The sequence below is a fragment of the Streptomyces glaucus genome (assembly GCF_039533365.1).
GTDB classification, from domain to species: Bacteria; Actinomycetota; Actinomycetes; order Streptomycetales; family Streptomycetaceae; genus Streptomyces; species Streptomyces glaucus.
This window is the reverse complement of record NZ_BAAATK010000001.1, coordinates 18,502-41,638: the sequence shown is the minus strand read 5'-3', so window position 1 is coordinate 41,638 and position 23,137 is coordinate 18,502. Positions and strand designations below refer to the sequence as shown.

Sequence of the window (23,137 nt, the reverse complement as noted above, 5' to 3'; positions counted from 1 at the left end):
TCGCCCACCTCACCGGGGGGATGGTCTGTTTTGGCGCTTCATCACCGATGCGCACGAATTGTCACCCTCCGGTGATCCTCGTGCGCCTTGTCCGGGATCCGCTCCTGTCCGCCCGCGTCCCCCGGACGTGTCCACCGGTCGCGCCCGCCGGCCGGGGATCCGCCGGCCGGCGGGACGGGCCGGCCGGCGCCTACCGGTTCGGCGGCGGGCCGTCGATCGGGCGGCCGGGCACGCCGGGCCGCCGCTGCCACGGCCGGGGCCCGGTGGGCGGCCGGTAGGCGACCCCCAGGGCGTCGAGCCGCCGGTAGTGGACGGCCATCCGGCGCTCGAAGTCCGCGAAGTCCCGTTCCGCGGGGGCGGGCAGGGCGCTCCACGCCACCTCGGCGAGGGCGGCGAGCCGGGGGAACGTCTGGTAGTCCACGCGGGCGGGCTCCTCCAGCACCTCCGTCCAGACGTTGGCCTGGGTGCCCAGGACGTGGCGGGCCTGGTCGGCGGTCAGTTCCGGCGGCACCGGCTCGAACCGGTAGACGTCCTCCAGGGTGCGCACGTAGCCGATGGGCACCGGCTCGTCGGCGCCGGCGTCCTGCCGGTGGTCCAGGTACACCTGCTGCTCGGGGCACATCACGACGTCGTGCCCGGCCCGCGCGGCGGTGATCCCGCCCCGGTAGCCGCGCCAGGAGGACACCGCCGCCCCGGCCGCCAGACCGCCCTCCAGGATCTCGTCCCAGCCGATGAGCCGGCGCCCGCGCGCGGAGAGCCAGCGGTCGAAGTGCCCGACGAACCAGGCCTGGAGCCCGTCCTCGCCGGCGAGCCCGAGTTCCCTGATGCGCGCCTGCGCGGCGGGCGACCGCCGCCACTGGTCCTTGCGGCATTCGTCGCCCCCGACGTGGACGAACGCCGAGAAATCGGCGGCGTCCGCCGGGAACAGCTCCAGGACTTCCTCGAACACCCCCTCGTAGAAGCGCAGGGTGTCGTCGGTGGGGGCGAGTACGTGGGGGGAGATTCCCCAGTCGTCCCAGACGGCGAGGGCGGTGGTGTCGACGACGTCGGTGTTGCCGAGTTCCGGATACGCGGCGATGGCGGCCTGCGAGTGCCCGGGCACGTCGATTTCCGGGACGACGGTGATGTGCCGCTCGGCCGCGTAGGCGACGATCTCCCGGATGTCGTCCTGGGTGTAGTGACCGCCGTGCGGCTTCTCCTCCCACAACGACGAGGCCCGGTGGCCGAATTTCGTACGGGACCGCCAGGAGCCGATCTCCGTGAGCTTCGGGTACCGCCTGATCTCGACGCGCCAGCCCTGGTCGTCCGTCAGATGGAAGTGGAACACGTTCAGTTTGTGCGCGGCCATCAGGTCCAGGTAGCGCAGGACGCCTTCCTTGGGCATGAAGTGCCGGGCGACGTCGAGCATGAGCCCGCGCCAGCGGAACCGGGGCGCGTCCCGGACGCGCACCGACGGCAGCCGCCACCGCCGCCCGGGCAGCGGCGCGCGCCGGAAGGCGTCGGGGCCGAGGAGCTGGCGGAGCGTCTGGGCCCCCCAGAACAGCCCGGCGGGGCCGCCGCCCGCCAGGTGCGCGCCGTCCGGCGTGACGTCGAGGCGGTAGCCCTCCGCACCGAGATCCCGGGTGACCGCCGGGTCGAGGGAGAGGCGGACGACGTCGCCGCGCCCCGGATCCCCCGGGGCCAGCGGCAGTCCGGTGGCCGCGGTCAGCGTGGCGCGCAGCCAGCGCTCCGTGCGCTCCGTGCCGGCCCCGGCGGCCAGCCCGGTGCCGGGGCCCAGCTCGAACCAGCCGTCCCCCGGGACCGCCGCGTGAACGGGCGCGGGAATCACATCCACCATGTCAGTCCTTCACCGCTCCGCCCAGCCCGGAGACCAGGCGTCGCTGTACGAGTACGAAGAAGACCAGCACCGGGATCGTCATCACCGTGGAGGCCGCCATCACACCACCCCAGTCCGGTTCGTCCGGCTTGTAGAAGACCAGCAGCGCCATCGGCAGGGTCGACCTGGACGTGTCGCTGATGATGAAGGACTTGGCGAACAGGAAGTCGTTCCAGGTCGAGATGAAGGAGAACACACTGGTGGCCACCAGGCCCGGAAAGACCAGCGGGAAAAGGATCCGCCACAGGAATCTCGCCCGGCTCGCCCCGTCGATGTACGCGGCCTCCTCCAGGGCCTCCGGCACGGCTTTCACGAACCCCCGCAGCATCCAGATCGCGAACGGCAGGGAGAAGGCGATGTGCGGCAGGATCAGCGACCCCAGGGTGTTCAGCTGACCGAAGTCCCGCATGAGGAAGAAGAGCGGGATCGTCAGCGCCTCCACCGGCACCGTCTGGGCCACCAGGAACATGATCAGCAGGGTGGTCCGGAAACGGAACCGGAATCGGGTGACGGCGGTCGCCGCGAGAAACGCGATCAGCGCGGAGGCGATCACGACGCTGCCCGCGACGAGCAGGCTGTTGAGGAAGTAACGGCCGAATTCCTGCTGCCCGAAGACCCGCCGGAAGGAATCCAGCGAGGGCGCGAGGGTCCACGGCCTGGGCTCGGTCGACTCGATCTCCCCGGCCGGCCGGAAGGCGCTCAGCACCATCCAGTACAGCGGGAACGCGACGACGGCGGCGATCAGCAGCGCGGACGCCTCGGCGGCCAGCCGCCACGGGCGGCGCACCCGCCCGCGGAGCGGACGTGCCGGAAGACTCACCGGAAGATTCACAGTTCCTCCCCCTGCCGGCGCAGCAGCCGCAGGTGGCCGAGCGTCACGGCGAGCAGGATCAGCAGCATCACGACACCGATCGCCGCGCCGAGGCTGTACTGCGAGGACGCGAAGGCCTGCTGGTAGGCGTAGACGTTCAGGACGAGGTTCTGCCCGGCGATGCCGCCGCCGTTGGTCATGACGTAGATCTGGGTGAACACCTTGAAGTCCCAGATGACCGACTGGAGGGTGACCACCGTCAGGATCGGGCGCAGCATCGGCGCGAGGACGGACCGCCAGATCCGCCACTGCGAGGCGCCGTCCAGGGCGGCGGCCTCCAGGACCTCGGCCGGCACGGCGCGGATGCCGGCGTACACCGTGACCATGACGAACGGGAAGGAGCACCACACCACTTCGAGCAGGACGAGGAAGAAGGCGCTGTAGCGCCCGTACGTCCAGGAGTGGTCGCCGAGCCCCAGCAGCCGGTTCACCGGGCCGAAGTCCGGGTCGAAGAGGAACAGCCAGACCGTCGAGCCGGTGACCGCCGGGGTCGCCCAGGCGCCCAGCGCGGCCAGCATCAGCGCGAGCCGGGGCAGGGCGCGGACCCTGGTGAGCAGCACGGCGAGCGCGCAGCCGACCGCCAGCGTGGACAGCACGCAGGCCGCCGCGAACAGCACGGTCGCCAGCAGCACCTGCCAGAACCGGTCGTCCCCGAACAGCTCGGCGTAGTTCGCCAGGCCCCGGAAGGCGGTGGGTTCGCCGCCGCTGACCTGGGCCTGGGTGTACTGCAGGAGCGAGATCAGGCCGAGCTGGTAGATGGGGTAGACGAGCAGCCCGCCGAGGACGACGAGGGCGGGCGCGAGGTACAGCCAGGGCGTCCAGCCGTCACGCCGCCGCACCGGGCGGGCCGCGGGGCGGGCCGCGGCGGGGCGGCGGGAGCCGCCGGGGACCCCCGCCGCCGCGGCCCGCGCTCCCGTCCCGGTGCCCGAACCGGCCCGTACCGCGCGGTCGTTCACCGGGCTCACCCGGCGGAGCCGAACGCGTCGTCCATCTTCTTCGCCGCGTCCCGCGACGCCGTCGCCACGTCCTTCCGGCCGCTGACGATCTCCTGGAACATGGTCGGCAGGACCAGCGAGGAGTCGATCCGGGCCCAGGCGGGCGAGGCGGGGACGGACTTGGCGCCCGCGGCGAGGGTGTCGACGAACGGCTTCACGAAGGGCTCCTTCGCCGCGGCCTGCTGCCGCACGTCCGTGAAGGTCGGCAGGAAGCCCATCGCGTCGAAGAGTTCGGCCTGGGTCCGCTTCGAGGCGAGCTGCCGCATCAGCTCGACGGCGAGGGTGCGGTGGGAGGTGCTCTTGAGCACTCCGATGTTGTTGCCGCCCGCGAACGCCGGCGCGACCGAGCCGGACGTCACCCCCGGCAGGGGGACGACGGCGTACTTGCCCTTGACCTTCCCCGCCTCGACGGCGGCGTGGCTGAAGTCGCCGCCGATCGCCATGCCCGCCTTGCCGGCCGCGAACGCGGTGACGGTGTCGTTGCCGCCCATGCCCGCGCACTTGGCGGCGGGGCAGTTGTCGTCGCCGAACAGGGACGTGTAGGCCTCGATGCCCTTTCGGGCCGCCGCGCCGTCGATGGCCGAGGCGTACGAACCGCCCGTGCCGGTGGCGAGCTCCCCGCCGTGCGCCCAGATGAACGGCAGCGCCCCGTAGGTGTACGCGCCGCCGACCACGAGCCCGTACAGCCCGGGCTTCGCGGCGCGGATCTTGCGGGCGGTGCCGGCCAGTTCGGCCAGGGTCCTCGGGGGCCGCAGCCCGAGTTCCTCGAAGACGTCCGTCCGGTAGTACAGGGCGCGGACGCCGACGTAGAGGGGGGCGCCGTAGACCCTGCCGTCCACGGTGACCGACCGCCGGGCGGCGGGGTCGGCGTCCTTGGCCTCGTCCCAGCCGGCGAACTCCTCGGTGACGTCGAGGAGTCCGCCGTCCCGGACGTGACCGGCGGTGTCGGTGTTGCCGTACTCCATGAGGTCGGGCGCGGACCCCGGGTCGTTCAGGGCGGCCTTGACGCGCTGGGCGCGGGTCTCGACGGGGATGTACTCAACCTCGACCTCGGTGCCCTCGTGCTTCTTCTCGAAGGCGGCGACGACGGTGTCGACGACCTTCTCCTTCGGCTCGTTGCCGACCTCCTGGAAGAGCCACACCCGCAGGGTGCCGCTCCGGTCGTCCCGGCCGGCGGCGGAGCCGCCGGAGGTCCGGGGGGCGCAGGCGGTGGCGGTGAGAACGGCGGCGCACAGGGCGGCGAGGGAGACGGTGAGTCTGGCGGACGGCTTCATGGAGCGTTCCTCCGAAGGGGGAGCGTTGCAGCATACGCAATGACTATTTCGCTCTGCACAACACTTCGGAGGCTAGGGAGTGGATGAACGCGCCCACAAGAGGTCTCAACCACTCTGTGACCGGCCGGCGCACTCCGTGCAACGGCCGGGGGACGGCAAGCCGGGGCAAAAGACACGAAGGCCCCCGGGGCGCGCACGCGTACGCGCGCCCCGGGGGCCTTGCGGACCTCGGAGGGGAGGAGCCGTTACTTGCCGCCGTCCTTGCCCTCGTCCCCGCCGGCGCTCATGGAGTCGTAGATCTCCTTGCACAGGGGACACACGGGGTACTTCTTCGGGTCGCGGCCCGGCACCCAGACCTTGCCGCACAGCGCCACGACGGGGGTACCGTCGAGAGCGCTCGCCATGATCTTGTCCTTCTGGACGTAGTGGGCGAAGCGCTCGTGGTCGCCGTCGCCGTGGGAGACCTGTGGCGTCGGCTCTACGAGTGTCCCCGTACCAGTCCCGCGCTCGGGCTCAAGAGTGCTCATAGCAGCCAAGGGTACTGAAAGCCCGCACCCATCAGTTGAGCGACGGGTCGTCCGGGTACGTCGCCACCATCGCGAGCTCGTTGCGCTGGCGGCGCAGCACCTCGCGCCAGAGTCTCTCGGGGGCCGGCGAGGAGACGTCCCCGGGCTCGGACTCCACGACGTACCAGGCCCCCTCGGCCAGCTCGTCCTCCAGCTGGCCCGGGCCCCAGCCGGCGTACCCGGCGAAGATTCTCAGCGAGCCCACGACGGAGGCCAGCAGCTCCGGCGGCGCCTCCAGGTCGACGAGACCGATCGCGCCGTACACCCGGCGCCAGCCCAGCGGGGTGCTCCGGCCGGTCGCGCCGCCGGGCACGACGGCGACCCCCAGGGCCGAGTCGAGGGACACCGGGCCGCCCTGGAAGACGACACCGGGCTCGCCGGCGAGGTCGGCCCAGCCCTCCAGGATGTCGCCCACCCCCACCGGTGTCGGGCGGTTGAGGACGACACCGAGCGAGCCCTCCTCGTCGTGGTCGAGGAGGAGCACCACCGCACGGTCGAAGTTCGGGTCCGCCAGGGCGGGCGTTGCCACGAGCAGCCGCCCTGTGAGCGAGGACACCTCGGTCATGCCAGACATGATCCCGCATCTTCCCGCGCCGTGGGGAGCCAATCGGCCGACGGGCGGCGGGGGCGGCCGGGAACCGGGGGGCGGCCTGGTGGGGACGCGGTCCGGCGGGCGGCGGGGGGCGACGCGCGGGCGTGCGGGCGCGCCCCGCGCGCACGTCCCGCCGTGACCGCGTGTGTCCGGTGCGGAACGCTTCGTGTCGTGACACGGCCATGACGTCCCTGAGCGGTCCACGGGCTTACGGGCGGGGGGCGAAGGGCGATTACCCTTTCCCTCCTGGCCCCTGCCCCACTCCACGGAACGCGAGATTCATGACCGTCAACGGCGCTGATGACGTACTGCTTGTCCACGGCGGAACCCCGCTGGAGGGCGAGATCCGGGTCCGCGGTGCGAAGAACCTCGTACCGAAGGCCATGGTCGCCGCCCTGCTGGGCAGCGAGCCGAGCCGGCTGCGCAACGTTCCGGACATCCGCGACGTGCGGGTGGTGCGGGGACTGCTGCAGCTGCACGGGGTGACGGTCCGTCCGGGTGAGGAGCCCGGCGAGCTGGTGCTCGACCCGACCCGCGTGGAGAGCGCGAACGTCGCCGACATCGATGCCCACGCCGGATCGAGCCGCATCCCGATCCTCTTCTGCGGCCCGCTGCTGCACCGCCTCGGCCACGCCTTCATCCCGGGTCTGGGCGGCTGCGACATCGGCGGCCGGCCCATCGACTTCCACTTCGACGTGCTGCGGCAGTTCGGCGCGGTCATCGAGAAGCGGGCCGACGGGCAGTACCTGGAGGCGCCCAAGGGGCTGCGCGGCACCAAGATACGGCTGCCCTACCCGTCGGTGGGCGCGACCGAGCAGGTGCTGCTGACGGCCGTGCTGGCCGACGGCGTGACGGAGCTGTCCAACGCGGCCGTCGAGCCCGAGATCGAGGACCTGATCTGCGTCCTGCAGAAGATGGGCGCCATCATCGCGATGGACACCGACCGCACGATCCGCATCACCGGGGTGAGCAAGCTCGGCGGCTACACCCACCGCGCCCTCCCGGACCGCCTGGAGGCCGCCTCCTGGGCGTCCGCGGCGCTGGCGACCGAGGGCGACATCTACGTCCACGGCGCCCAGCAGCGCTCGATGATGACGTTCCTGAACACCTACCGGAAGGTGGGCGGCGCCTTCCAGATCGACGACGAGGGCATCCGCTTCTGGCACCCCGGCGGGCAGCTGAAGTCCATCGCCCTGGAGACGGACGTGCACCCCGGCTTCCAGACCGACTGGCAGCAGCCGCTGGTGGTGGCCCTGACGCAGGCCACGGGCCTGTCGATCATCCACGAGACGGTCTACGAGTCCCGCCTCGGCTTCACCTCCGCGCTGAACCAGATGGGCGCCCACATCCAGCTCTACCGCGAGTGCCTGGGCGGCTCGCACTGCCGCTTCGGCCAGCGCAACTTCCTGCACTCGGCCGTCGTCTCGGGCCCGACCCGCCTGCAGGGCGCGGACCTGGTCATCCCCGATCTGCGCGGCGGCTTCTCCTACCTCATCGCCGCCCTCGCCGCCCAGGGCACCTCCCGGGTCCACGGCATCGACCTCATCAACCGGGGCTACGAGAACTTCATGGAGAAGCTCGTGGAGCTGGGCGCGAAGGTCGAACTGCCGGGCAAGGCGCTGGGCTGACCGGCCCTCCGCCGCCCGGGCCGCCGGGCGGCGGAGGGACGAAAGGGGCGGGCACCCCGGTCGGGGTGGCCGCCCCTTTCGTGTCACTGCCTCCCGCACGCCGTCCCGTGGCGCACGAACGGCGAGGTCACTTGCCCTTGGCGGCTTCCTTCAGCTTGCTGCCCGCCGAAACCTTCACGCTGAAGCCCTCCGGGATCTGGATCGGCTCGCCGGTCTGCGGGTTCCGGGCGGTGCGAGCGGCACGCTTGGTGCGCTCGAAGGTGAGGAAGCCCGGGATGGTGACCTTCTCGTCCCCCTTGGAGACGACATCGCCGACGATGTCGGCGAACGCGGCCAGCACGGCGTCGGCGTCCTTGCGGGTCACCTCGGCGCGGTCGGCCAGCGCGGCCACCAGCTCACTGCGGTTCATGATGTTACTCCCGTGTTCTTCTTGCCATTGAGGCGTGCCACGCGGCGGAGCCGCATGTCAGGCGCTGCGAAGCCGATGCTGCCAGGGTCCCCGGTGAGTCCCCGGACCCGGGTCCTTCGTCGAACCCTCGCGCCCAGGGAGGCATCCTGCCTCTACCTGCGGCGGGAAAGCCAATCCGGCACCCGCCGGAGTCGTGAGAACACCCTTGGGAGTCACACGAGAGGCCCTGAGCCTCGCCGACACCCTAGAGGGCGGCCCACAGGGGCGGTTTCGCGACTCGCCGGTCCCCGGAGACCGTGGGAATCCTCACAGTCCCCGGCCTCCGGCGCTCCGGGGAGCACCGCGCCGGGGCGCCCGCCGGGCGGCCCGGGGCGGCCACGCCGTCGCACGCCGCGCGGGCGGCCCGGCCGCCGCACACCGGCCGGGCCGCCCGGCGTCACATGCCGGCCGGGCCGCTCGCCGCCGTCGCCCCCGCCGCCCTGGCGGCCTCCCGCACGGCCCCGGCGACGGCGCCGGCGACCTTGTCGTTGAAGACGCTGGGGACGATGTAGTTCGGGTTCAGCTCGTCCTCGGTCACCACGTCCGCCAGGGCCTTCGCGGCCGCGAGCATCATCTCCGTGTTGACCGTGCGGGACTGCGCGTCCAGCAGGCCGCGGAAGACGCCCGGGAACACCAGCACGTTGTTGATCTGGTTCGGGAAGTCGGAGCGGCCGGTGGCCACGACGGCCGCGGTCTGGCGGGCGATCGCCGGGTCGACCTCGGGGTCGGGGTTCGCGAGCGCGAACACGACGGCGTCGTCCGCCATGGCGGCCACGTCCTCGCCGTCCAGCACGTTGGGCGCCGAGACGCCGATGAAGACGTCCGCGCCGCGCACGGCCTCCTTCAACGTGCCCGTCAGGCCCTCGGGGTTGGTGTTGTCGGCGATCCAGCGCAGCGCCGAGCCGGGGGCGGCGTCGACGAGGTCCGCACGGCCGGCGTGCACCACGCCGTGGATGTCGGCGACGACGGCGTTCTTCACGCCCGCGGCGAGCAGCAGCTTGAGGATGGCGGTGCCGGCCGCGCCGGCGCCGGACATGACGATCCGCACGTCCTCGATCGCCTTGCCCACCACGCGCAGCGCGTTGGTGAGGGCGGCGAGGACGACGATCGCGGTGCCGTGCTGGTCGTCGTGGAAGACGGGGATGTCCAGGGCCTCGCGCAGCCGCGCCTCGATCTCGAAGCAGCGGGGCGCGGAGATGTCCTCCAGGTTGATGCCGGCGAAGCCGGGGGCGATCGCCTTGACGATCTCGACGATCGCGTCGGTGTCCTGGGTGTCCAGGCAGATCGGCCAGGCGTCGATGCCGGCGAACCGCTTGAACAGGGCCGCCTTGCCCTCCATCACCGGCAGTGCGGCCTTCGGGCCGATGTTGCCCAGGCCCAGCACCGCGGAGCCGTCGGTGACGACCGCGACGGAGTTGCGCTTGATGGTCAGGCGGCGGGCGTCCTCGGGGTTCTCGGCGATCGCCATGCAGACCCGGGCCACGCCCGGCGTGTAGACCATGGACAGGTCGTCACGGTTGCGGATGGGGTGCTTCGACGCCATCTCGATCTTGCCGCCGAGGTGCATCAGGAACGTACGGTCGGAGACCTTGCCCAGCGTGACGCCCTCGATGCCGCGCAGCTTCTCGACGATCTCCTCGGCGTGCGCCGTGGAGGTGGCCGCGATGGTCACGTCGATGCGGAGCTTCTCGTGACCGGACGCGGTGACGTCGAGGCCGGTCACCGAGCCTCCGGAGGACTCCACGGCGGTGGTGAGCTGCGAGACGGCGGTTCCGCTCGCGGGCACCTCCAGCCGGATGGTCATCGAGTAGGAGACGCTGGGCGCCGTTGCCATGGCCGACTTCCTCTGCTTTCACCGTGTCGCTGGTGTGGGTTGTGCCGTCCGATCGTCGCACCTACCCCTGAGTACGCGGTAGCCGCCCCGAATTGCGAACGTTTTGTTCGCTCGCCGTTGGGGAACAGACGCCCTTTTCGAAAACCGACTTTCACCATACGGAAAGCGGTCGGGCGACGAAAGAGGCCCACGTCACGGGGTGACGTGGGCCTCTCACAGGTTCGACGACACCGACCCGCCATGCTCGCCTCGCGGCAAGTGGTCGCTCGAAGCGACTAAGGTTGGGCCCGGGGGCTTGGATCGGGCCGGTGCCACCTCCAGGCTAACAAACGGATCCCGCAGAACCATCCCGTACCGGGAGTTCGTCCGTCCGTCTTCCTCACCGGGCCCTCCGGCCGTCCGTCCGGCCCCCGGACCGGTCAGTCCCTCAGCAGGTCCGGCACCCCGGCCGCGTCCGGCTCGTCCCGCTCCCCCGAGACGACCGTCAGCTGCTGGGTGGCCCGGGTCAGGGCGACGTACAGCACGCGCAGGCCCGCCGGGCTCTCGTCGGCGATCTCCGCGGGCGAGACGACGACCGTCGCGTCGTACTCCAGGCCCTTCGCCTCCAGGCTGCCGAGCGCCACCACCCGGTCCCCCAGCCCGGCCAGCCAGCGCCGGGCCTCCTCGCGCCGGTTCATGGCGACGACGACGCCGACGGTGCCGTCGACACGGTCCAGCAGCCGGGCGGCCTCCGCGCGGACCGTCTCGGCCAGGGAGTCCCCCACGACGGCGAAGCGGGGCTCGACGCCGGTGGAGCGCACCGCCGTCGGCGGCTCGGAGCCCGGCAGGGCGAGGGCGAGCACCCTGGCGGACAGCTCCGCGATCTCGGCGGGGTTGCGGTAGTTGACGGTGAGACGGAAGCGGCGCCGGGGGCGGGTGCCGAGGGCCTCGTCGCGGGCGGCGGCCGCCTCGTCGGGGTCGGACCAGGAGGACTGGGCCGGGTCGCCGACCACCGTCCAGGTGGCGTGCCGGCCGCGGCGGCCGACCATCCGCCACTGCATCGGCGTGAGGTCCTGGGCCTCGTCGACGATGACGTGGGCGTACTCGGTGCGTTCCTGCGCGAGGCGCTCGGCCCGCTCGCGCTGGGTCTCCTCGCGCACCGGCATCAGCTCCTCCAGCCCGGTGAGCTGGTCGAGCGGGTCCGGTTCGCGCTTGCGGCGCGGGCGGGCCGGGGTGCCGAGGATCGCCTGGAGCTCGTCCAGCAGCGCGACGTCGTGGACGGAGTACCCGTCCCGCTTCAGGGAGCGGGCGACCTTGCGGACCTCGCCGGGGGTGAGGACGCGGCGGGCCCAGCGGCCGAGGCGCCGCTCGTCCGACATGGCGGCCAGGACGTCCGCCGGGGTCAGCTCCGGCCACCAGGCGTCGAGGAACGCGGTGAAGGCGTCCTCGCCGCTGACGTCCTCGTCGAAGGAGGAGCGCAGCTCGGCGGCCAGCTCGGGGTCGGTGTACCGGGTGGCGGCGCCCGACTTGCCCCACAGGGCGTCCAGCAGCAGTCTGCGGGCGCGCGGGCGCAGCAGGTTCACCGGCGCGGTGCCGCCGAGGGCGGTGTGGCGGATCCGCTCCAGCTCGTCGGCCTCCAGCTCCAGCCGCCGGCCGAAGGCGACCACGCGGAGCCGCTGTGGTGAATCGTTCAGCTCCAGCGCTCCGCGCGCTGCCTTGCGCAGCACCTTGAGCATCCGGGAGGAGCCCTTGGCGCGGGCCGTCGACGGGGAGTCGTACAGCGTGGCCTCCGCGCCGTCGACCAGGGAGCCGATGGCCCGGATGGCGACCTGGCCCTCCTCGCCGAGCGAGGGCAGCACGCCCTCGGTGTACGCCACGAGCAGCGGGGTCGGGGAGACGATCAGGATGCCGCCCGCGTACCGGCGCCGGTCCTGGTAGAGCAGGTACGCCGCCCGGTGCAGGGCGACGGCGGTCTTGCCGGTGCCGGGGCCGCCCTCGACGTACGTCACGGAGGCGGCGGGGGCGCGGATGACCAGGTCCTGCTCGGCCTGGATGGAGGCGACGATGTCCCGCATGGTGTGGCTGCGGGCCCGGCCGAGCGCGGCCATCAGGGCGCCGTCCCCGATGACGGGCAGCTCCCGGCCGCCGAGGAACGCCTTCAGCTCGGGGCGCATCAGGTCGTCCTCGACGCCCAGCACCCGGCGCCCCTTGGAGCGGATCACACGCCGGCGCACGACCCGGCCGGGGTCGACCGGGGTGGAGCGGTAGAAGGGGGCGGCGGCCGGGGCCCGCCAGTCGATGACCAGCGGGGCGTAGTCCTCGTCGAGGACGCCGATGCGGCCGATGTGCAGGGTCTCGGCGATGTCGGCCGTGTTGTCCGGGCGGACGGCGCCCTCGGCCGGCTCGACGGCGGTGTAGGCGCCGTCGGGCCCCTTCTTGCCGTCCTTGCCGGGCAGCAGGTCGATCCGGCCGAAGAGGAAGTCCTCGAACTCGTTGTTCAGCCGGTTGAGGTGGACGCCCGCCCGGAAGACCTGTGCGTCCCGCTCGGCGAGCGCGCCGGGCGTGCCGATCTGGCCGCGCCGGGCCGCGTCGTGCATGAGGAACTCCGCCTCGTGGATCTTCTCCTCCAGGCGGCGGTACACCCGGTCCAGGTGTTCCTGTTCGACGTCGATCTCCTGGTCGCGTACGGAGTCGCCTGTGGAATCGTGAGCGGAGTCGAGCGCGGTTTCCTGTTGCGCCTGAGCGGCCACCGGGCCCCCTTCTGACGTGCTGGGCAGCCGTCCACCGTACGCGAAGGGGGCCGGGTAAGGCTATGCGCCGGCCTCCACCGGGCGCTCGCCGTCGAAGGTCACGGCCTCGCAGTGGTCGATCCGGCCGGGCCCGGAGGCGGCGCCGCCGTGCACGTGCAGCGGCTGCCCGGCCTGTCCGGTCCCGGCGTCGGGAATGCCGTACCCCCGGGCGGGGGGCGGACCGGGAGGTGACCGTCTCGCGTTCGCCGTTCCCGCCGGCGGCGATCAGGGAGCACGCCGGGGGCCCGTGACGTTCTCGAGCTCCAGGACGGCGTGGGTGCCCCAGGTCTTCTTCCGCGGGGCCACGGCCGCGCCGACCCCGGTGGCCGGGACGAGCCGGCCGGCGCGGGACCGGTGCGGCTGCGCGACCCGGACGCCGGTCCGCCGGGCCCACAACGCGCGAAGCCCCATCCCGCGGGCGGGATGGGGCTTCGCGATCCGAGCGCCGGGCAGGCCTTGCACCTGCATCTCCCCGCAGGAAGCGGGGCGTCTTTCCTTGGACCACCAACGCATCACCGGCGACCGGGTTTCCGTCGACCAGCTCAAGATCAAGCTTAGCACGGTCCGCGGGCCCGGCTGCCCCGCCGCGGTGAAGCCCCGCCGGAGACGTCCCGTGGCGCCCGGGCGCCGCGGCCGCCCCCGCCGGCCTGCGCGGGCCCGGCCGGGTCCTACGGGGCGTCGGCGTACTTGGTGTCGGCCGCCGGGTCCAGGGCGAGCCGGTAGCCCCGTTTGACGACCGTCTGGATCAGCTTCGGCGTGCCGAGGGCGGTGCGCAGCCGGGCCATCGCCGTCTCCACCGCGTGCTCGTCGCGTCCGGCGCCCGGCAGCGCGCGCAGCAGCTCGGCGCGGGGGACCACCCAGCCGGGCCGCCGGGACAGCGCCCGCAGCAGGGCCATGCCGGCGGGCGGGACGGGCCTGAGCTCCCCGTCGACCAGCACCGCGTGCCCGCGGATCTCCACCCGGTGTCCGGCGATCGGCAACGACCGCGCCCGGGCGGGCAGTTCCCGGCACAGCAGCTGGACGAGGGGGCCGAGCCGGAACCGCTCGGGCTGGACCGTGTCGACGCCCCTGGCCTGCAACGGCAGCGCGGTGACCGGGCCGACGCAGGCCGGCAGCACGTCGTGGCGGAGGGCGGCGAGCAGCTCGGGCAGCAGTCCGCGCTCCTCGGCGCGGGACAGCAGGGACGCGGCGGCGGGCGCGCTGGTGAAGGTGAGCGCGTCCAGCCCGCGGGAGACGGTGGCGTCCAGCAGCCGGTCCACGGGCCCGATGTCCTCCGGCGGCATCCACCGGTAGACGGGCACCCCGACGACCTCCGCTCCCCCGGCCCGCAGCGACTCCACGAACCCGGGCAGCGGCTCGCCGTGCAGCTGTACGGCGATGCGGCGCCCGTCGACGCCCTCCTCCAGGAGCCGGTCCAGCACCTCGGCCATCGACTCGGACGACGGCGACCACTCCTCCGTCAGCCCGGCCGCCCGGATCGCGCCCTTGACCTTCGGGCCGCGCGCCAGCAGTCCGACCTCGCGCAGCCGGCCGAGCAGGTCGCCGCCGAGCCCCCAGCCCTCGGCGGCCTCGATCCAGCCGCGGAAGCCGATCGCGGTCGTGGCGACCACGACGTCCGGCGCCCGGTGGATGATCTCCTTGGTCGCCGCGAGCAGTTCGCCGTCGTCGGCGAGCGGCACGATCCGCAGGGCCGGCGCGTGCAGGACGGCGGCGCCGCGCCGCTGGAGCAGCGCGCCCAGCTCGTCGGCCCGGCGCGCGGCGGTCACCCCCACGGTGAACCCGGCGAGGGGCCCGTGTTCCGGTCCCGGCCGGACCGGTCGCTGTTGTTCGTCGTCCATAACTCTCGTCCCGAAAGTCGTTGCGCCCGCGTGGGGCACGGCCGTGCGCATGCCTCGGGCCGCGTACCCGAGTATTCCGGGTGCCTCCGTACACGCACCGCCGCACCCGCATGCCGACCGAGCCTGTCAACGGCTCGTGACAGGCTCGGTTCGACCTCATGTCGTCGGTGTTACGTCACACCTCGGCGTAGCTGAGCTGCGGCTTCTCCGCCGAGGCGGCGGCTGCGGCACGGGAGGCGCCGAGCGGGCGGCGAAGGTATACGGCCCAGGTGACGGCGAAGCAGACGGCGTAGAAGGCAAGGAAGGCGACGAAGGCGCCGGTGCCGGAGCCGTAGGAGAGGAAGGACTGGCGGAAGGCGAGGTTAATGCCGACGCCGCCGAGCGCGCCCACCGCCCCGATGAGCCCCATGGAGGCCCCGGACAGCCGGCGCCCGTAGGAGGCGGCCTCCTCACCGGTGAGGCCCTTGGCGCGGGCCTTGGCCTGGAAGATGCCGGGGACCATCTTGAACGTCGACCCGTTGCCGAGCCCGGTGAGCACGAACAGCACCACGAACGCGCAGGTGAACAGTGCCAGCGACTTCTGTATGGAGGCGGCGGTCAGCACGGCGGTCGCCACGCCCATGGCGACGTAGGTGTACAGGGAGATCCGCGCGCCGCCGTAGCGGTCGGCGAGCCGGCCGCCGAGCGGCCGGACGAGCGAGCCGAGCAGCGGGCCGATGAAGGTGACGTACGCGGCCTGCAGCGGCGTGCGGTCGAACTGGTTGGTCAGCACCTGCCCGAAGGCGAAGGAGTACCCGATGAACGACCCGAAGGTGCCGATGTAGAGGAAGGACATGATCCAGGTGTGGGCGTCCTTCGCGGCCTCCCGGGCGGCGCCGGTGTCGTTCCTGACGTTCTCCAGGTTGTCCATGAACAGCGCGGCGAGGACGGCGGCGACGACGACGAGCGGGATGTAGATCCCCAGCAGCACGCGCGGCCCGCCGCCCGCGCCGATGATCGCCAGGGCGGTCAGCTGGATCACGGGCACGCCGATGTTGCCGCCGCCGGCGTTCAGGCCGAGCGCCCACCCCTTCTTCCGCAGCGGGAAGAAGGCGTTGATGTTGGTCATCGAGGAGGCGAAGTTGCCGCCGCCGACGCCGGCCAGCAGGCCGACCAGGAGGAAGGTGGCGAAGGAGGTCCCCGGCTCCATCACCGCGAAGGCGGCGACGGTCGGGACGAGGAGCAGCCCGGCCGAGACGATCGTCCAGTTCCGCCCGCCGAAGACCGCGACGGCGAAGGTGTAGGGGACGCGCACGACGGCCCCGACCAGCGTCACCATCGACGTGAGCAGGAACTTGTCGGCCGGGGTCAGCCCGTACTCCGGGCCCATGAAGAGCACCAGCACCGACCACAGGGTCCACACCGAGAAGCCGATGTGCTCGGACAGCACGGAGAAGAACAGGTTCCGGCGGGCGACCTTCTCGCCGGTCTCCTTCCAGAAGGTCTCGTCCTCGGGGTCCCAGTGCCGGATCCAGCGGCCGCCCCTGCTCGGGGGTGCGGGGGCTGTGCTCGGGGCTGTCATGCTGCCTCCACGGTGCTCGGGGCTCGGTCGTCCTGCTCGTCCCTCGCGTGACGAGTGGCTGAGTCCCGACGGTAGGGAGGACGCGTTACCTGCCTGTGGCAGCGAGTGACCGGAAGGGAACGTTGCTCTCACCCCGGGCGGGGGCGGGGTGAGAGGTTCCCGGCTTCCTTCACCGCATCGTGCGCGACATCTGAGGAAGACCGGCCACGCCCACCATCCGCCGGCAGAAGTCCACTTGCAACGGCGACGGCTCCGACTGCGTCGAGGTGGCCAGAGCCCCCACCCCCATCCGCATCCGCATCCGCGACTCCAGGCACGCCGCCGGTCCCCGCCTCGCCCTCACCCCCGGCGCCTGAAGCCCTTCCCTCCCCTGCGTCGCCGCCGCCCTCCTCCCCCCTCTCCCGAGCCCGCGGCGCCGGCCGACAGGGTGGTGTTGCGAGCCCTAGCGTCCGGTGCGACGGTGTTCGAGGGGGCGCTGCCAACGGCCTGACGAGGGACGGTCCCGCAGGCCAGGGCGGTGTGCGTCGGTACACGGCTGCACCACGCCCCGTCATCCCCGGCGCCTGTCAGTTCGTGCGCCGGCGTGCGTCCACACATCGGGGGAAGCGCACAGAAAGCGGAAATCCAATGGCGAACGACCCCATGGACGGGCAGCACGCCTTCGGTGAGCGGCCCAGTCGGTCCGACGGCTCCGTCATGGGCCAGGACTCGGAATACACCGGCCGGTACGTGGTCCTGTTCGATCCGGGCGGCCAGGAGAGCGGGATCGAGGCGCTGCGTTCCTCCGCCGGCATCGCGTCCGTCGAGCGCGTCCACGGCACCGGGACGGGAAACGTCGCCGAGCTCCTCGAGCGCCCCGACGTCTCGGTGCTCTTCGAGGATCTCGGCGCGGCCGTCGTCGAGGTCCGGCCCGAGCAGCGCCACGCGCTGGTGACCACGGCCGAGGCGGAGCCCTCGATCATCGCGGCGGAACCGGAGCGCATGGTCCACGCGCTGCCGATCACCGTCTCGCAGCAGGCGCCGACCGCGTTCTTCCCGGCCTTCCGCAGCGACGAGGACGTGGTGACCCGCCACACCAGGGCCGAGATAGCCGCGGGCCAGGGCCCGTACTGGAGCGAGGACAAGTGGACCTGGGGGCTGCAGGCGATCCGGGCCCACCTGTCCCACCTGACCGGGCGGGGGGTGCGGATCTCCGTCCTGGACACCGGCGTGGACACCGACCACCCGGACTTCGCCGGCCGTATCGAGGCGACGGAGTCCTTCGTGCCCGGCGAGAGCGTGGAGGACGGCAACGGTCACGGCACGCACTGCATCGGCACCGCCGCCGGCCCGGCCGGCCCGCGGCAGGGTCCCCGCTACGGCGTGGCCCCCGAGGCGCGGATCCTCGCGGCGAAGGTGCTCGGCAACGCGGGCAGCGGCACCGACGGCCAGATCCTCGCGGGCATGGCCTGGGCCGTCTCCCACGGCGCGCGGGTGATCTCCATGTCGCTGGGAGCATCGGTCCGGCCGGGCGACCTCTTCCCGCAGACGTACGAGATCCTGGCCAGGCGCGCGCTCGAGCGCGGGACGGTGATCGTCGCCGCCGCGGGCAACGAGAGCCGCCGGCCCCAGGACATCCGGCCCGTCGGCCGGCCCGCCAACTGCCCCTCCATCCTCGCGGTGGCCGCACTCGACCGGGCGATCGCGCCGACGTTCTTCTCCAACCGCGCCATCAACGGCCAGGGCGGCGAGATCAACATCGCCGCGCCCGGCTGGCAGGTGCGCTCGGCCGCCCCCGGCGGCGGGTACCAGCCCCTGAACGGCACCAGCATGGCCACGCCGCACGTGGCGGGTGTCGTCGCCCTGCTCGCCCAGGCGCACCCCGGCGCTTCCGCGGCCGAACTCGTCGCCGCCCTGAAGTCCGGTGCGTTCCCGCTCCAGCAGCCCGCCGTCGACGTCGGCGCGGGCCTGCTCCAGGCCCCGTGAACGAGGCGTCCCGGTCCGCGCCGGTCGGGGTCGTCCTCGCGGTCGACCCCGACCGGTTCGCGGACGTGGTCGGGGCGCTGCGGCGGGCCGGGCTGACGGTCACCGGCGAGCAGCCGGTCCTCGGCACGCTCTCCGGCACCGTCGCCGAGGACCGGATCCCGGCCCTGGAGGCGGTCGACGGCGTCGACTCCGTCGACCGGGAGCGGACCGTCCGGCTTCCTCCGCCGGATTCCCCGATCCAGTGAGCGGCGGGGCGCCGCCGCCCCGGGCGCGCGTGCCCGGGGCGGTCGCGGTCACCGCGCCCGCGCGCCCTGCTTCCGCGCCGTCCCGTTCGGCCACAGCCGCGGCCTGCGCTTCGCCGCCAGGTCCTCGATCCAGCCGAAGGTCAGGACCGCCAGGCCGATCAGGGGCCAGACGAGCCAGAACATCCACAGCGTGTACGTGCTGTCGAGGGCGGCCGTCGCGCGCTCGTCCTGCATGAACGGCAGGCCGTAGGCCAGGTCGATGAGCGGGACCGTGGCCATGATCAGCATGTTGTGCCACAGGTAGATCGTGACGGCCCGGTTGTTGGAGAGCGTGATCAGCTTGTCCCACTTCGCCAGCCGGCCCGGGAGTTCCTGCCAGGACGGGGAGTACTGGAGGAGGATCACGACGAAGCCGAAGGACCAGGTGGCCTGGGCGAGCGGGATGTCGTTCAGGTCCCAGCCGTCGGCGCCCAGGTGACCCGAGGCCCACCACAGGCCGAACGCCATCAGCAGCGAGGCGCAGGAGACGGCGAGGTAGCGCGGGATCTGCTTCAGCAGTCCCTCCTGGTGGGCGAAGCCGAGGACCCAGCAGCCGCCGTACACCGCGAAGTCGGTCACCGCGTTGCCGGTCTCGCCGGGGATCTTCACCAGGCCCGTGCCGACGACCGCCGTCAGCGCCAGCGGAGCGCCCAGCGTGACCCAGGGCAGCCTGCGGAACGCCCACAGCAGCAGCGGCGAGGCCAGCACGAACCAGAGGTAGGCGCGCAGGTACCACAGCGGTCCCGCCGCCTGCACCGCCCACGTGTCGTCCAGCAGGCCCGACGGGGAGCCGAGGTGCCAGGGGTAGGGCGGCGCCCCGATCGGGATGACGTAGTTGACGAGTCCGATCAGGCCCCAGGTGCCGCCCTCGGGCTCCTTCGCCGGGTTCCAGCCTCCCGCCAGCATCAGCGCCAGCACGACCGCGCTGAACGCCCACAGCGGAGGCAGCAACCGCCTGATCCGGCTCTTGATCACGCCCCACGCCGGGCGGTTCAGCGAGCGCGCCATCAGCGAACCCGCCAGCGCGAACATCACGCCCATCGAGGGGAACAGCACGGTCAGCCAGGCCCAGCCGAACAGGTGGTAGACGACCACGCGGACCAGGGCGATCGAGCGCAGCAGGTCCAGGTAGCGGTCCCGGGCCGGCTTCTTCGTCCGGCCGGGCCCGCCGGCCCCGGCCGCGGGCGGCTCCTCGGTCCGCTGCCGCGGGACGCCGAACGACGGCGTCGTCCCCGTCCCGGTCGGGTATCCCTGCGTCATGCCACCGGCCTCCGATCGTCACGCTCCACCCGCCGGCTCGGCGCCGGCCCGCCCGGCGCCTCCACCACGCCGGTCCGCCGCAGCTTCTGCCAGCGCAGCCGGCCGCCGGTGAGGGCGGTGATCCACGACTGGAGCAGGACGACGTACATGAGCTGCCGGTAGAGGATCTGCTGCAGGGGCAGCGAGATGAGGTGGGTCATGCGCTCGCGGTCCAGGCGGAAGGCGTAGGCCGCGCAGAACGCCTGGAGCGCCAGGACGCCCAGCCAGGCCAGGATCGTCTTCCGGGTCGGGCCGAAGACGATCCCGTACAGCAGGAACACGTCGATCAGCGGGGCCAGCAGCGGGGCCACCACCATGAACAGCGAGACGAACGGCAGGCCCACCCGGCCGAAGCGCCCCGAGGGGCCCTTGTCGACGAGGGCACGGCGGTGCTTCCAGATCGCCTGCATGGTGCCGTACGACCAGCGGTAGCGCTGGGACCACAGCTGCTGGACGGTCTCCGGGGCCTCGGTCCAGGCGCGGGCGTTCTCCGCGTACACCACGCGCCAGCCGTCGCGGTGCAGCGCCATGGTGATGTCGGTGTCCTCGGCGAGCGTGTCGTCGCTCATGCCGCCGACCCGCTCCAGCGCCGAACGCCGGAACGCGCCGACCGCGCCCGGGATGGTCGGCATGCAGCGCAGGACGTCGTACATGCGGCGGTCGAGGTTGAAGCCCATCACGTACTCGATGTGCTGCCACGCGCCGATGAGGGAGTCCTTGTTGCCGACCTTGGCGTTGCCGGCGACCGCGCCCACGCTCGGGTCGCCGAACGGCTGCACCAGCTCGCGCACGGTGGACGGTTCGAAGACGGTGTCGCCGTCCATCATCACGACGATGTCGTAGCGGGCGTTGGCCACGCCTCGGTTGAGCGCCGCCGGCTTGCCCGCGTTGAGCTGCCGGATCACCCGGACGCCCGGCAGGCCCATCGCCTCCACGATCCGGGCCGTGCCGTCGGTGGAGCCGTCGTCGATGACGATGACCTCGATCGGGTGCTCGCTGGCCATCAGGGAGCGGACGGTGTTCTCGATGCACTTGGCCTCGTTGTACGCCGGGACCAGCACCGACACCGGTTCGGTGACCGGCGGGCCCCAGCGGAAGCCGCGCCGGCGGACCCGGCGGGCGTGCGCGCCGGACAGCAGCAGCATCAGCACGAAGCGGCCGATGACGAGGGAGCCGACGATCGCGAGGCCGACCACCAGCACGTCGGTGATCCTCTCCGAGGCCTGGACCAGGAAGATCCACGCCTTGCCCTTCCAGGCCTCGATCCCGGTCACCCGGGTGTGCGCGCTGGGCGCGTCGAGGGCCTCGGTGAGGTTGTCGAACTCGTAGCCCTGCCGCTGCAGGTCCGGCAGCATCCGGTCCAGCGCCTCGACCGTCTGGTGGCGGTCGCCGCCGGAGTCGTGCATCAGGACGATGGCGCCCTTGCCGTGCTTCGGGGTGGCCTTGCGGATGATCTCCTCGACGCCCGGCTTGCGCCAGTCCTCGCTGTCGGTGTTGTTGACGACGGTGAGGTAGCCGAGGCTGCCGATGTACTCGGTGACCGGCCAGGACTTGTTGTCCATGGCGTCGGCGAAGGAGGAGTACGGCGGGCGGAAGAGGGAGGTGCGGATGCCGGCCGCGCCGGACAGCGCGAGCTGGTTCTGGGACAGCTCCCAGTCGATGCGGTCCTTGGACTGGTAGGAGAGGTCGGGGTGGTTGAAGGTGTGCAGGCCGATCTCGTGGCCCTCGTCGACCATGCGCTTGACCAGGTCCGGGTAGCGGGAGGCCATCGTGCCGGTGACGAAGAAGACCGCGTGGGCGTCGTGCTTCTTCAGCGTGTCCAGCACCTTCGGGGTCCAGGTGGGGTCCGGGCCGTCGTCGAAGGTGAGGACCAGGCGGTGGTCGGGCAGGCTGAGGCTGTCGGTGCGGCCGCCGCGGGTGTCGATGACCGGGCCGCCGCCCAGGATCTCCTCCGGCACCTGGTCGGTGGCGGCGGGCGGCCGGACGCGGTGGTCGGCGAGGATCTCGCTGTGCACGTATCCGCGCAGCATGAGCATCGCCATCAGGGCGACGAGGACGAGCACCGGCAGCAGCAGGCGCAGGGGCAGGCGGGGACGCCGGGAACCGGCACGGGCTCGGTGAGCGGGCCCGTGCCGGCGGGTGCGGGATGCCATCAGAGGACGTACTCCGGGGACGGTGCGGGTGATGCGGGGGCGCCCGGCTGCTCGGCGGGGCCCGCGGCCAGGGGCGGGGTGATGTCGATCAGGCCGGCGGCCGTGCCGGTGTCGGTGCCCGCGGTGTCGTCGCCGCCCCCGGTCTCGGTCGGGCCGGCGGTGGGCTCACCGCCGCCCGTGGGGGCCGGGTCGGCCGGCTCGTCGGGGGCCGCCGGGCCGGCCGGCTCCGTCGGGTCGGGCCGGCCCGTGCCGGCGCCCGGGGCGATCGGGGTCCGGGTGGGGTCCGGGTCCGGGTCGGCGGACGCGTCCGGCGCGCCGGGCGCGGTGGAGGCGCCGGGCGCGGTGGGGCCGGCGTCCGGCGACGGGGCCGTGTCCTCGGTGGCCGACGGGGAGGTGTCCGGGGAGGCGCTGCCGGCGTCGGTGGGCGGCACCGACCGGTCGGGCAGCGGCGTGGTGTCGACCTGACCGGCCTCGCGGCCGTTCTCCTGCGGTACGGGCAGCCAGGGCGCGCTGGAGTTGCCGGAAAGCAGTGTGGCGATGATCACCACGGCGTAGACGGCGCAGAGGACGCCGACGGCTATGCCCACGCGGCGGAAGTACCGGACGCGGCGGCCCGTCTCGTCGACGAAGACCGGCCCGTCGGAGCCGTCCGCGCCGCCGGGCCCGCCGGGGGCCCGGCGCAGCACCCCGTCGCCGAGCTGTACGGCGTCGAGCTGGACCGTCACCTCGTGCGGGTCGTGGGTGTGCTCGGTGTCACCGGGCTTCTGCCACGGGTCGCGGACGACGGAGGTGTCCGCGCCGGCTCCGGGCCGGGGAAACGCCCGGGTGCCGCCCGCGGGTCCTATTCGCGGCAGTGCCTCGGTCCGGCCCGCGTCCGGGAGGGCCCGGGTGTGCGGGGCCGCCGTCGGGCCGGCGTCCGGGCGGGGTCCGGTACGGGGCGGTGCCGCCGGCCCGGCGTCCGAGACGCCCGGCAGGACCTCCGTCCTGTCCGCGCCCGGGAAGGCCCCGCCGGGCAGCGCCTGCGTCGCGTCCGCGCCCGGGAAACCCCCACCGGGCAACGCCTGCGTCGCGTCCGCACCCGGGAAGCCCCCACCGGGCAGCACCTGCGTCGCCTCCGCACCCGGGAAGCCCCCACCGGGCAACGCCTGCGTCGCGTCCGCACCCGGGAAGCCCCCACCGGGCAGC

The 23,137-nt window shown here is 73.0% G+C and carries 18 protein-coding genes; 4 read left to right on the top strand and 14 right to left on the bottom strand.

Annotated elements, in window-relative coordinates; genetic code table 11:
* Nucleotides 1-190 precede the first annotated feature (190 nt).
* From ABD363_RS00160 to ABD363_RS00135, 6 genes are all read right to left on the bottom strand, one after another.
* Nucleotides 191-1,837, bottom strand: a complete 1,647-nt coding sequence (locus tag ABD363_RS00160; protein ID WP_344599244.1) for a beta-N-acetylhexosaminidase — start codon at nucleotides 1,835-1,837, stop codon at nucleotides 191-193.
* Between the two features lies 1 nt (nucleotide 1,838).
* Nucleotides 1,839-2,696 (bottom strand): carbohydrate ABC transporter permease, encoded by an 858-nt coding sequence (locus ABD363_RS00155; RefSeq protein ID WP_344599243.1) that lies wholly within the window; start codon nucleotides 2,694-2,696, stop codon nucleotides 1,839-1,841.
* 8 nt (nucleotides 2,697-2,704) lie between these two features.
* Entirely contained in the window at nucleotides 2,705-3,703 is a 999-nt protein-coding gene (locus ABD363_RS00150; RefSeq protein ID WP_425577922.1) for a carbohydrate ABC transporter permease, read from the bottom strand.
* 5 nt (nucleotides 3,704-3,708) lie between these two features.
* On the bottom strand, nucleotides 3,709-5,016 hold the full coding sequence (locus ABD363_RS00145) for an extracellular solute-binding protein (RefSeq protein ID WP_344599242.1): 1,308 nt from the start codon (nucleotides 5,014-5,016) through the stop codon (nucleotides 3,709-3,711).
* Between the two features lie 245 nt (nucleotides 5,017-5,261).
* Entirely contained in the window at nucleotides 5,262-5,543 is a 282-nt protein-coding gene (locus ABD363_RS00140) for a DUF3039 domain-containing protein (protein ID WP_344599241.1), read from the bottom strand.
* Between the two features lie 31 nt (nucleotides 5,544-5,574).
* Nucleotides 5,575-6,147 carry a YqgE/AlgH family protein gene (locus ABD363_RS00135; RefSeq protein ID WP_344599240.1) on the bottom strand — a complete coding sequence of 191 codons (573 nt, stop codon included), beginning with the start codon at nucleotides 6,145-6,147 and terminating at the stop codon, nucleotides 5,575-5,577.
* A gap of 308 nt (nucleotides 6,148-6,455) precedes the next feature.
* Here ABD363_RS00135 and murA point away from each other — a divergent pair, with 308 nt between their 5' ends.
* Nucleotides 6,456-7,802 carry a UDP-N-acetylglucosamine 1-carboxyvinyltransferase gene (gene murA / locus ABD363_RS00130; RefSeq protein ID WP_344599239.1) on the top strand — a complete coding sequence of 449 codons (1,347 nt, stop codon included), beginning with the start codon at nucleotides 6,456-6,458 and terminating at the stop codon, nucleotides 7,800-7,802.
* 127 nt (nucleotides 7,803-7,929) lie between these two features.
* Here murA and ABD363_RS00125 read toward each other — a convergent pair whose 3' ends face one another.
* The 5 genes from ABD363_RS00125 to ABD363_RS00105 form a co-directional block, all read right to left on the bottom strand.
* On the bottom strand, nucleotides 7,930-8,211 hold the full coding sequence (locus ABD363_RS00125; protein ID WP_344599238.1) for an HU family DNA-binding protein: 282 nt from the start codon (nucleotides 8,209-8,211) through the stop codon (nucleotides 7,930-7,932).
* 436 nt (nucleotides 8,212-8,647) lie between these two features.
* Nucleotides 8,648-10,084: an NAD-dependent malic enzyme gene (locus ABD363_RS00120; RefSeq protein WP_344599237.1), complete on the bottom strand. Its 1,437-nt coding sequence runs from the start codon at nucleotides 10,082-10,084 to the stop codon at nucleotides 8,648-8,650.
* A gap of 419 nt (nucleotides 10,085-10,503) precedes the next feature.
* Entirely contained in the window at nucleotides 10,504-12,813 is a 2,310-nt protein-coding gene (locus tag ABD363_RS00115) for a HelD family protein (RefSeq protein ID WP_344599236.1), read from the bottom strand.
* Between the two features lie 707 nt (nucleotides 12,814-13,520).
* The gene (locus ABD363_RS00110; RefSeq protein ID WP_344599235.1) at nucleotides 13,521-14,690 is read right to left on the bottom strand and encodes a uroporphyrinogen-III synthase; all 1,170 of its coding nucleotides are present in this window, start codon (nucleotides 14,688-14,690) and stop codon (nucleotides 13,521-13,523) included.
* A gap of 175 nt (nucleotides 14,691-14,865) precedes the next feature.
* On the bottom strand, nucleotides 14,866-16,251 hold the full coding sequence (locus ABD363_RS00105; RefSeq protein ID WP_344599234.1) for a nitrate/nitrite transporter: 1,386 nt from the start codon (nucleotides 16,249-16,251) through the stop codon (nucleotides 14,866-14,868).
* Between the two features lie 215 nt (nucleotides 16,252-16,466).
* On the opposite strand from ABD363_RS00105, the gene ABD363_RS00100 reads away from it, so the two are divergent.
* The 3 genes from ABD363_RS00100 (at nucleotide 16,467) to ABD363_RS00090 (ending at nucleotide 18,461) form a co-directional block, all read left to right on the top strand.
* Nucleotides 16,467-16,607 carry a DUF397 domain-containing protein gene (locus ABD363_RS00100; protein WP_344599467.1) on the top strand — a complete coding sequence of 47 codons (141 nt, stop codon included), beginning with the start codon at nucleotides 16,467-16,469 and terminating at the stop codon, nucleotides 16,605-16,607.
* A gap of 271 nt (nucleotides 16,608-16,878) precedes the next feature.
* Nucleotides 16,879-18,216, top strand: a complete 1,338-nt coding sequence (locus ABD363_RS00095; RefSeq protein ID WP_344599233.1) for a S8 family peptidase — start codon at nucleotides 16,879-16,881, stop codon at nucleotides 18,214-18,216.
* Complete coding sequence (locus tag ABD363_RS00090; protein WP_344599232.1) at nucleotides 18,213-18,461, top strand: hypothetical protein; 249 nt, start codon at nucleotides 18,213-18,215, stop codon at nucleotides 18,459-18,461. Before ABD363_RS00095 ends, ABD363_RS00090 begins: the two co-directional genes overlap by 4 nt.
* 48 nt (nucleotides 18,462-18,509) lie before the next feature.
* Here ABD363_RS00090 and ABD363_RS00085 read toward each other — a convergent pair whose 3' ends face one another.
* From ABD363_RS00085 to ABD363_RS00075, 3 genes are all read right to left on the bottom strand, one after another.
* Nucleotides 18,510-19,760 carry an acyltransferase family protein gene (locus ABD363_RS00085; protein ID WP_344599231.1) on the bottom strand — a complete coding sequence of 417 codons (1,251 nt, stop codon included), beginning with the start codon at nucleotides 19,758-19,760 and terminating at the stop codon, nucleotides 18,510-18,512.
* Complete coding sequence (locus ABD363_RS00080) at nucleotides 19,757-21,952, bottom strand: bifunctional polysaccharide deacetylase/glycosyltransferase family 2 protein (RefSeq protein WP_344599230.1); 2,196 nt, start codon at nucleotides 21,950-21,952, stop codon at nucleotides 19,757-19,759. The genes ABD363_RS00085 and ABD363_RS00080 overlap by 4 nt, the downstream gene beginning before the upstream one ends.
* Nucleotides 21,952-23,137: hypothetical protein (locus ABD363_RS00075; RefSeq protein ID WP_344599229.1), on the bottom strand; the 1,186-nt coding region annotated here is incomplete at its 5' end. The genes ABD363_RS00075 and ABD363_RS00080, both read right to left, overlap by 1 nt.

Coding starts and splice junctions, on each gene's coding strand:
- ABD363_RS00110 (WP_344599235.1), bottom strand. CDS start 14,690: ATGGACGACGAACAACAGCGACCGGTCCGGCCGGGACCGGAACACGGG.
- ABD363_RS00135 (WP_344599240.1), bottom strand. CDS start 6,147: ATGACCGAGGTGTCCTCGCTCACAGGGCGGCTGCTCGTGGCAACGCCC.
- ABD363_RS00085 (WP_344599231.1), bottom strand. CDS start 19,760: ATGACGCAGGGATACCCGACCGGGACGGGGACGACGCCGTCGTTCGGC.
- ABD363_RS00080 (WP_344599230.1), bottom strand. CDS start 21,952: ATGGCATCCCGCACCCGCCGGCACGGGCCCGCTCACCGAGCCCGTGCC.
- murA (WP_344599239.1), top strand. CDS start 6,456: ATGACCGTCAACGGCGCTGATGACGTACTGCTTGTCCACGGCGGAACC.
- ABD363_RS00160 (WP_344599244.1), bottom strand. CDS start 1,837: ATGGTGGATGTGATTCCCGCGCCCGTTCACGCGGCGGTCCCGGGGGAC.
- ABD363_RS00105 (WP_344599234.1), bottom strand. CDS start 16,251: ATGACAGCCCCGAGCACAGCCCCCGCACCCCCGAGCAGGGGCGGCCGC.
- ABD363_RS00140 (WP_344599241.1), bottom strand. CDS start 5,543: ATGAGCACTCTTGAGCCCGAGCGCGGGACTGGTACGGGGACACTCGTA.
- ABD363_RS00145 (WP_344599242.1), bottom strand. CDS start 5,016: ATGAAGCCGTCCGCCAGACTCACCGTCTCCCTCGCCGCCCTGTGCGCC.
- ABD363_RS00120 (WP_344599237.1), bottom strand. CDS start 10,084: ATGGCAACGGCGCCCAGCGTCTCCTACTCGATGACCATCCGGCTGGAG.
- ABD363_RS00125 (WP_344599238.1), bottom strand. CDS start 8,211: ATGAACCGCAGTGAGCTGGTGGCCGCGCTGGCCGACCGCGCCGAGGTG.
- ABD363_RS00095 (WP_344599233.1), top strand. CDS start 16,879: ATGGCGAACGACCCCATGGACGGGCAGCACGCCTTCGGTGAGCGGCCC.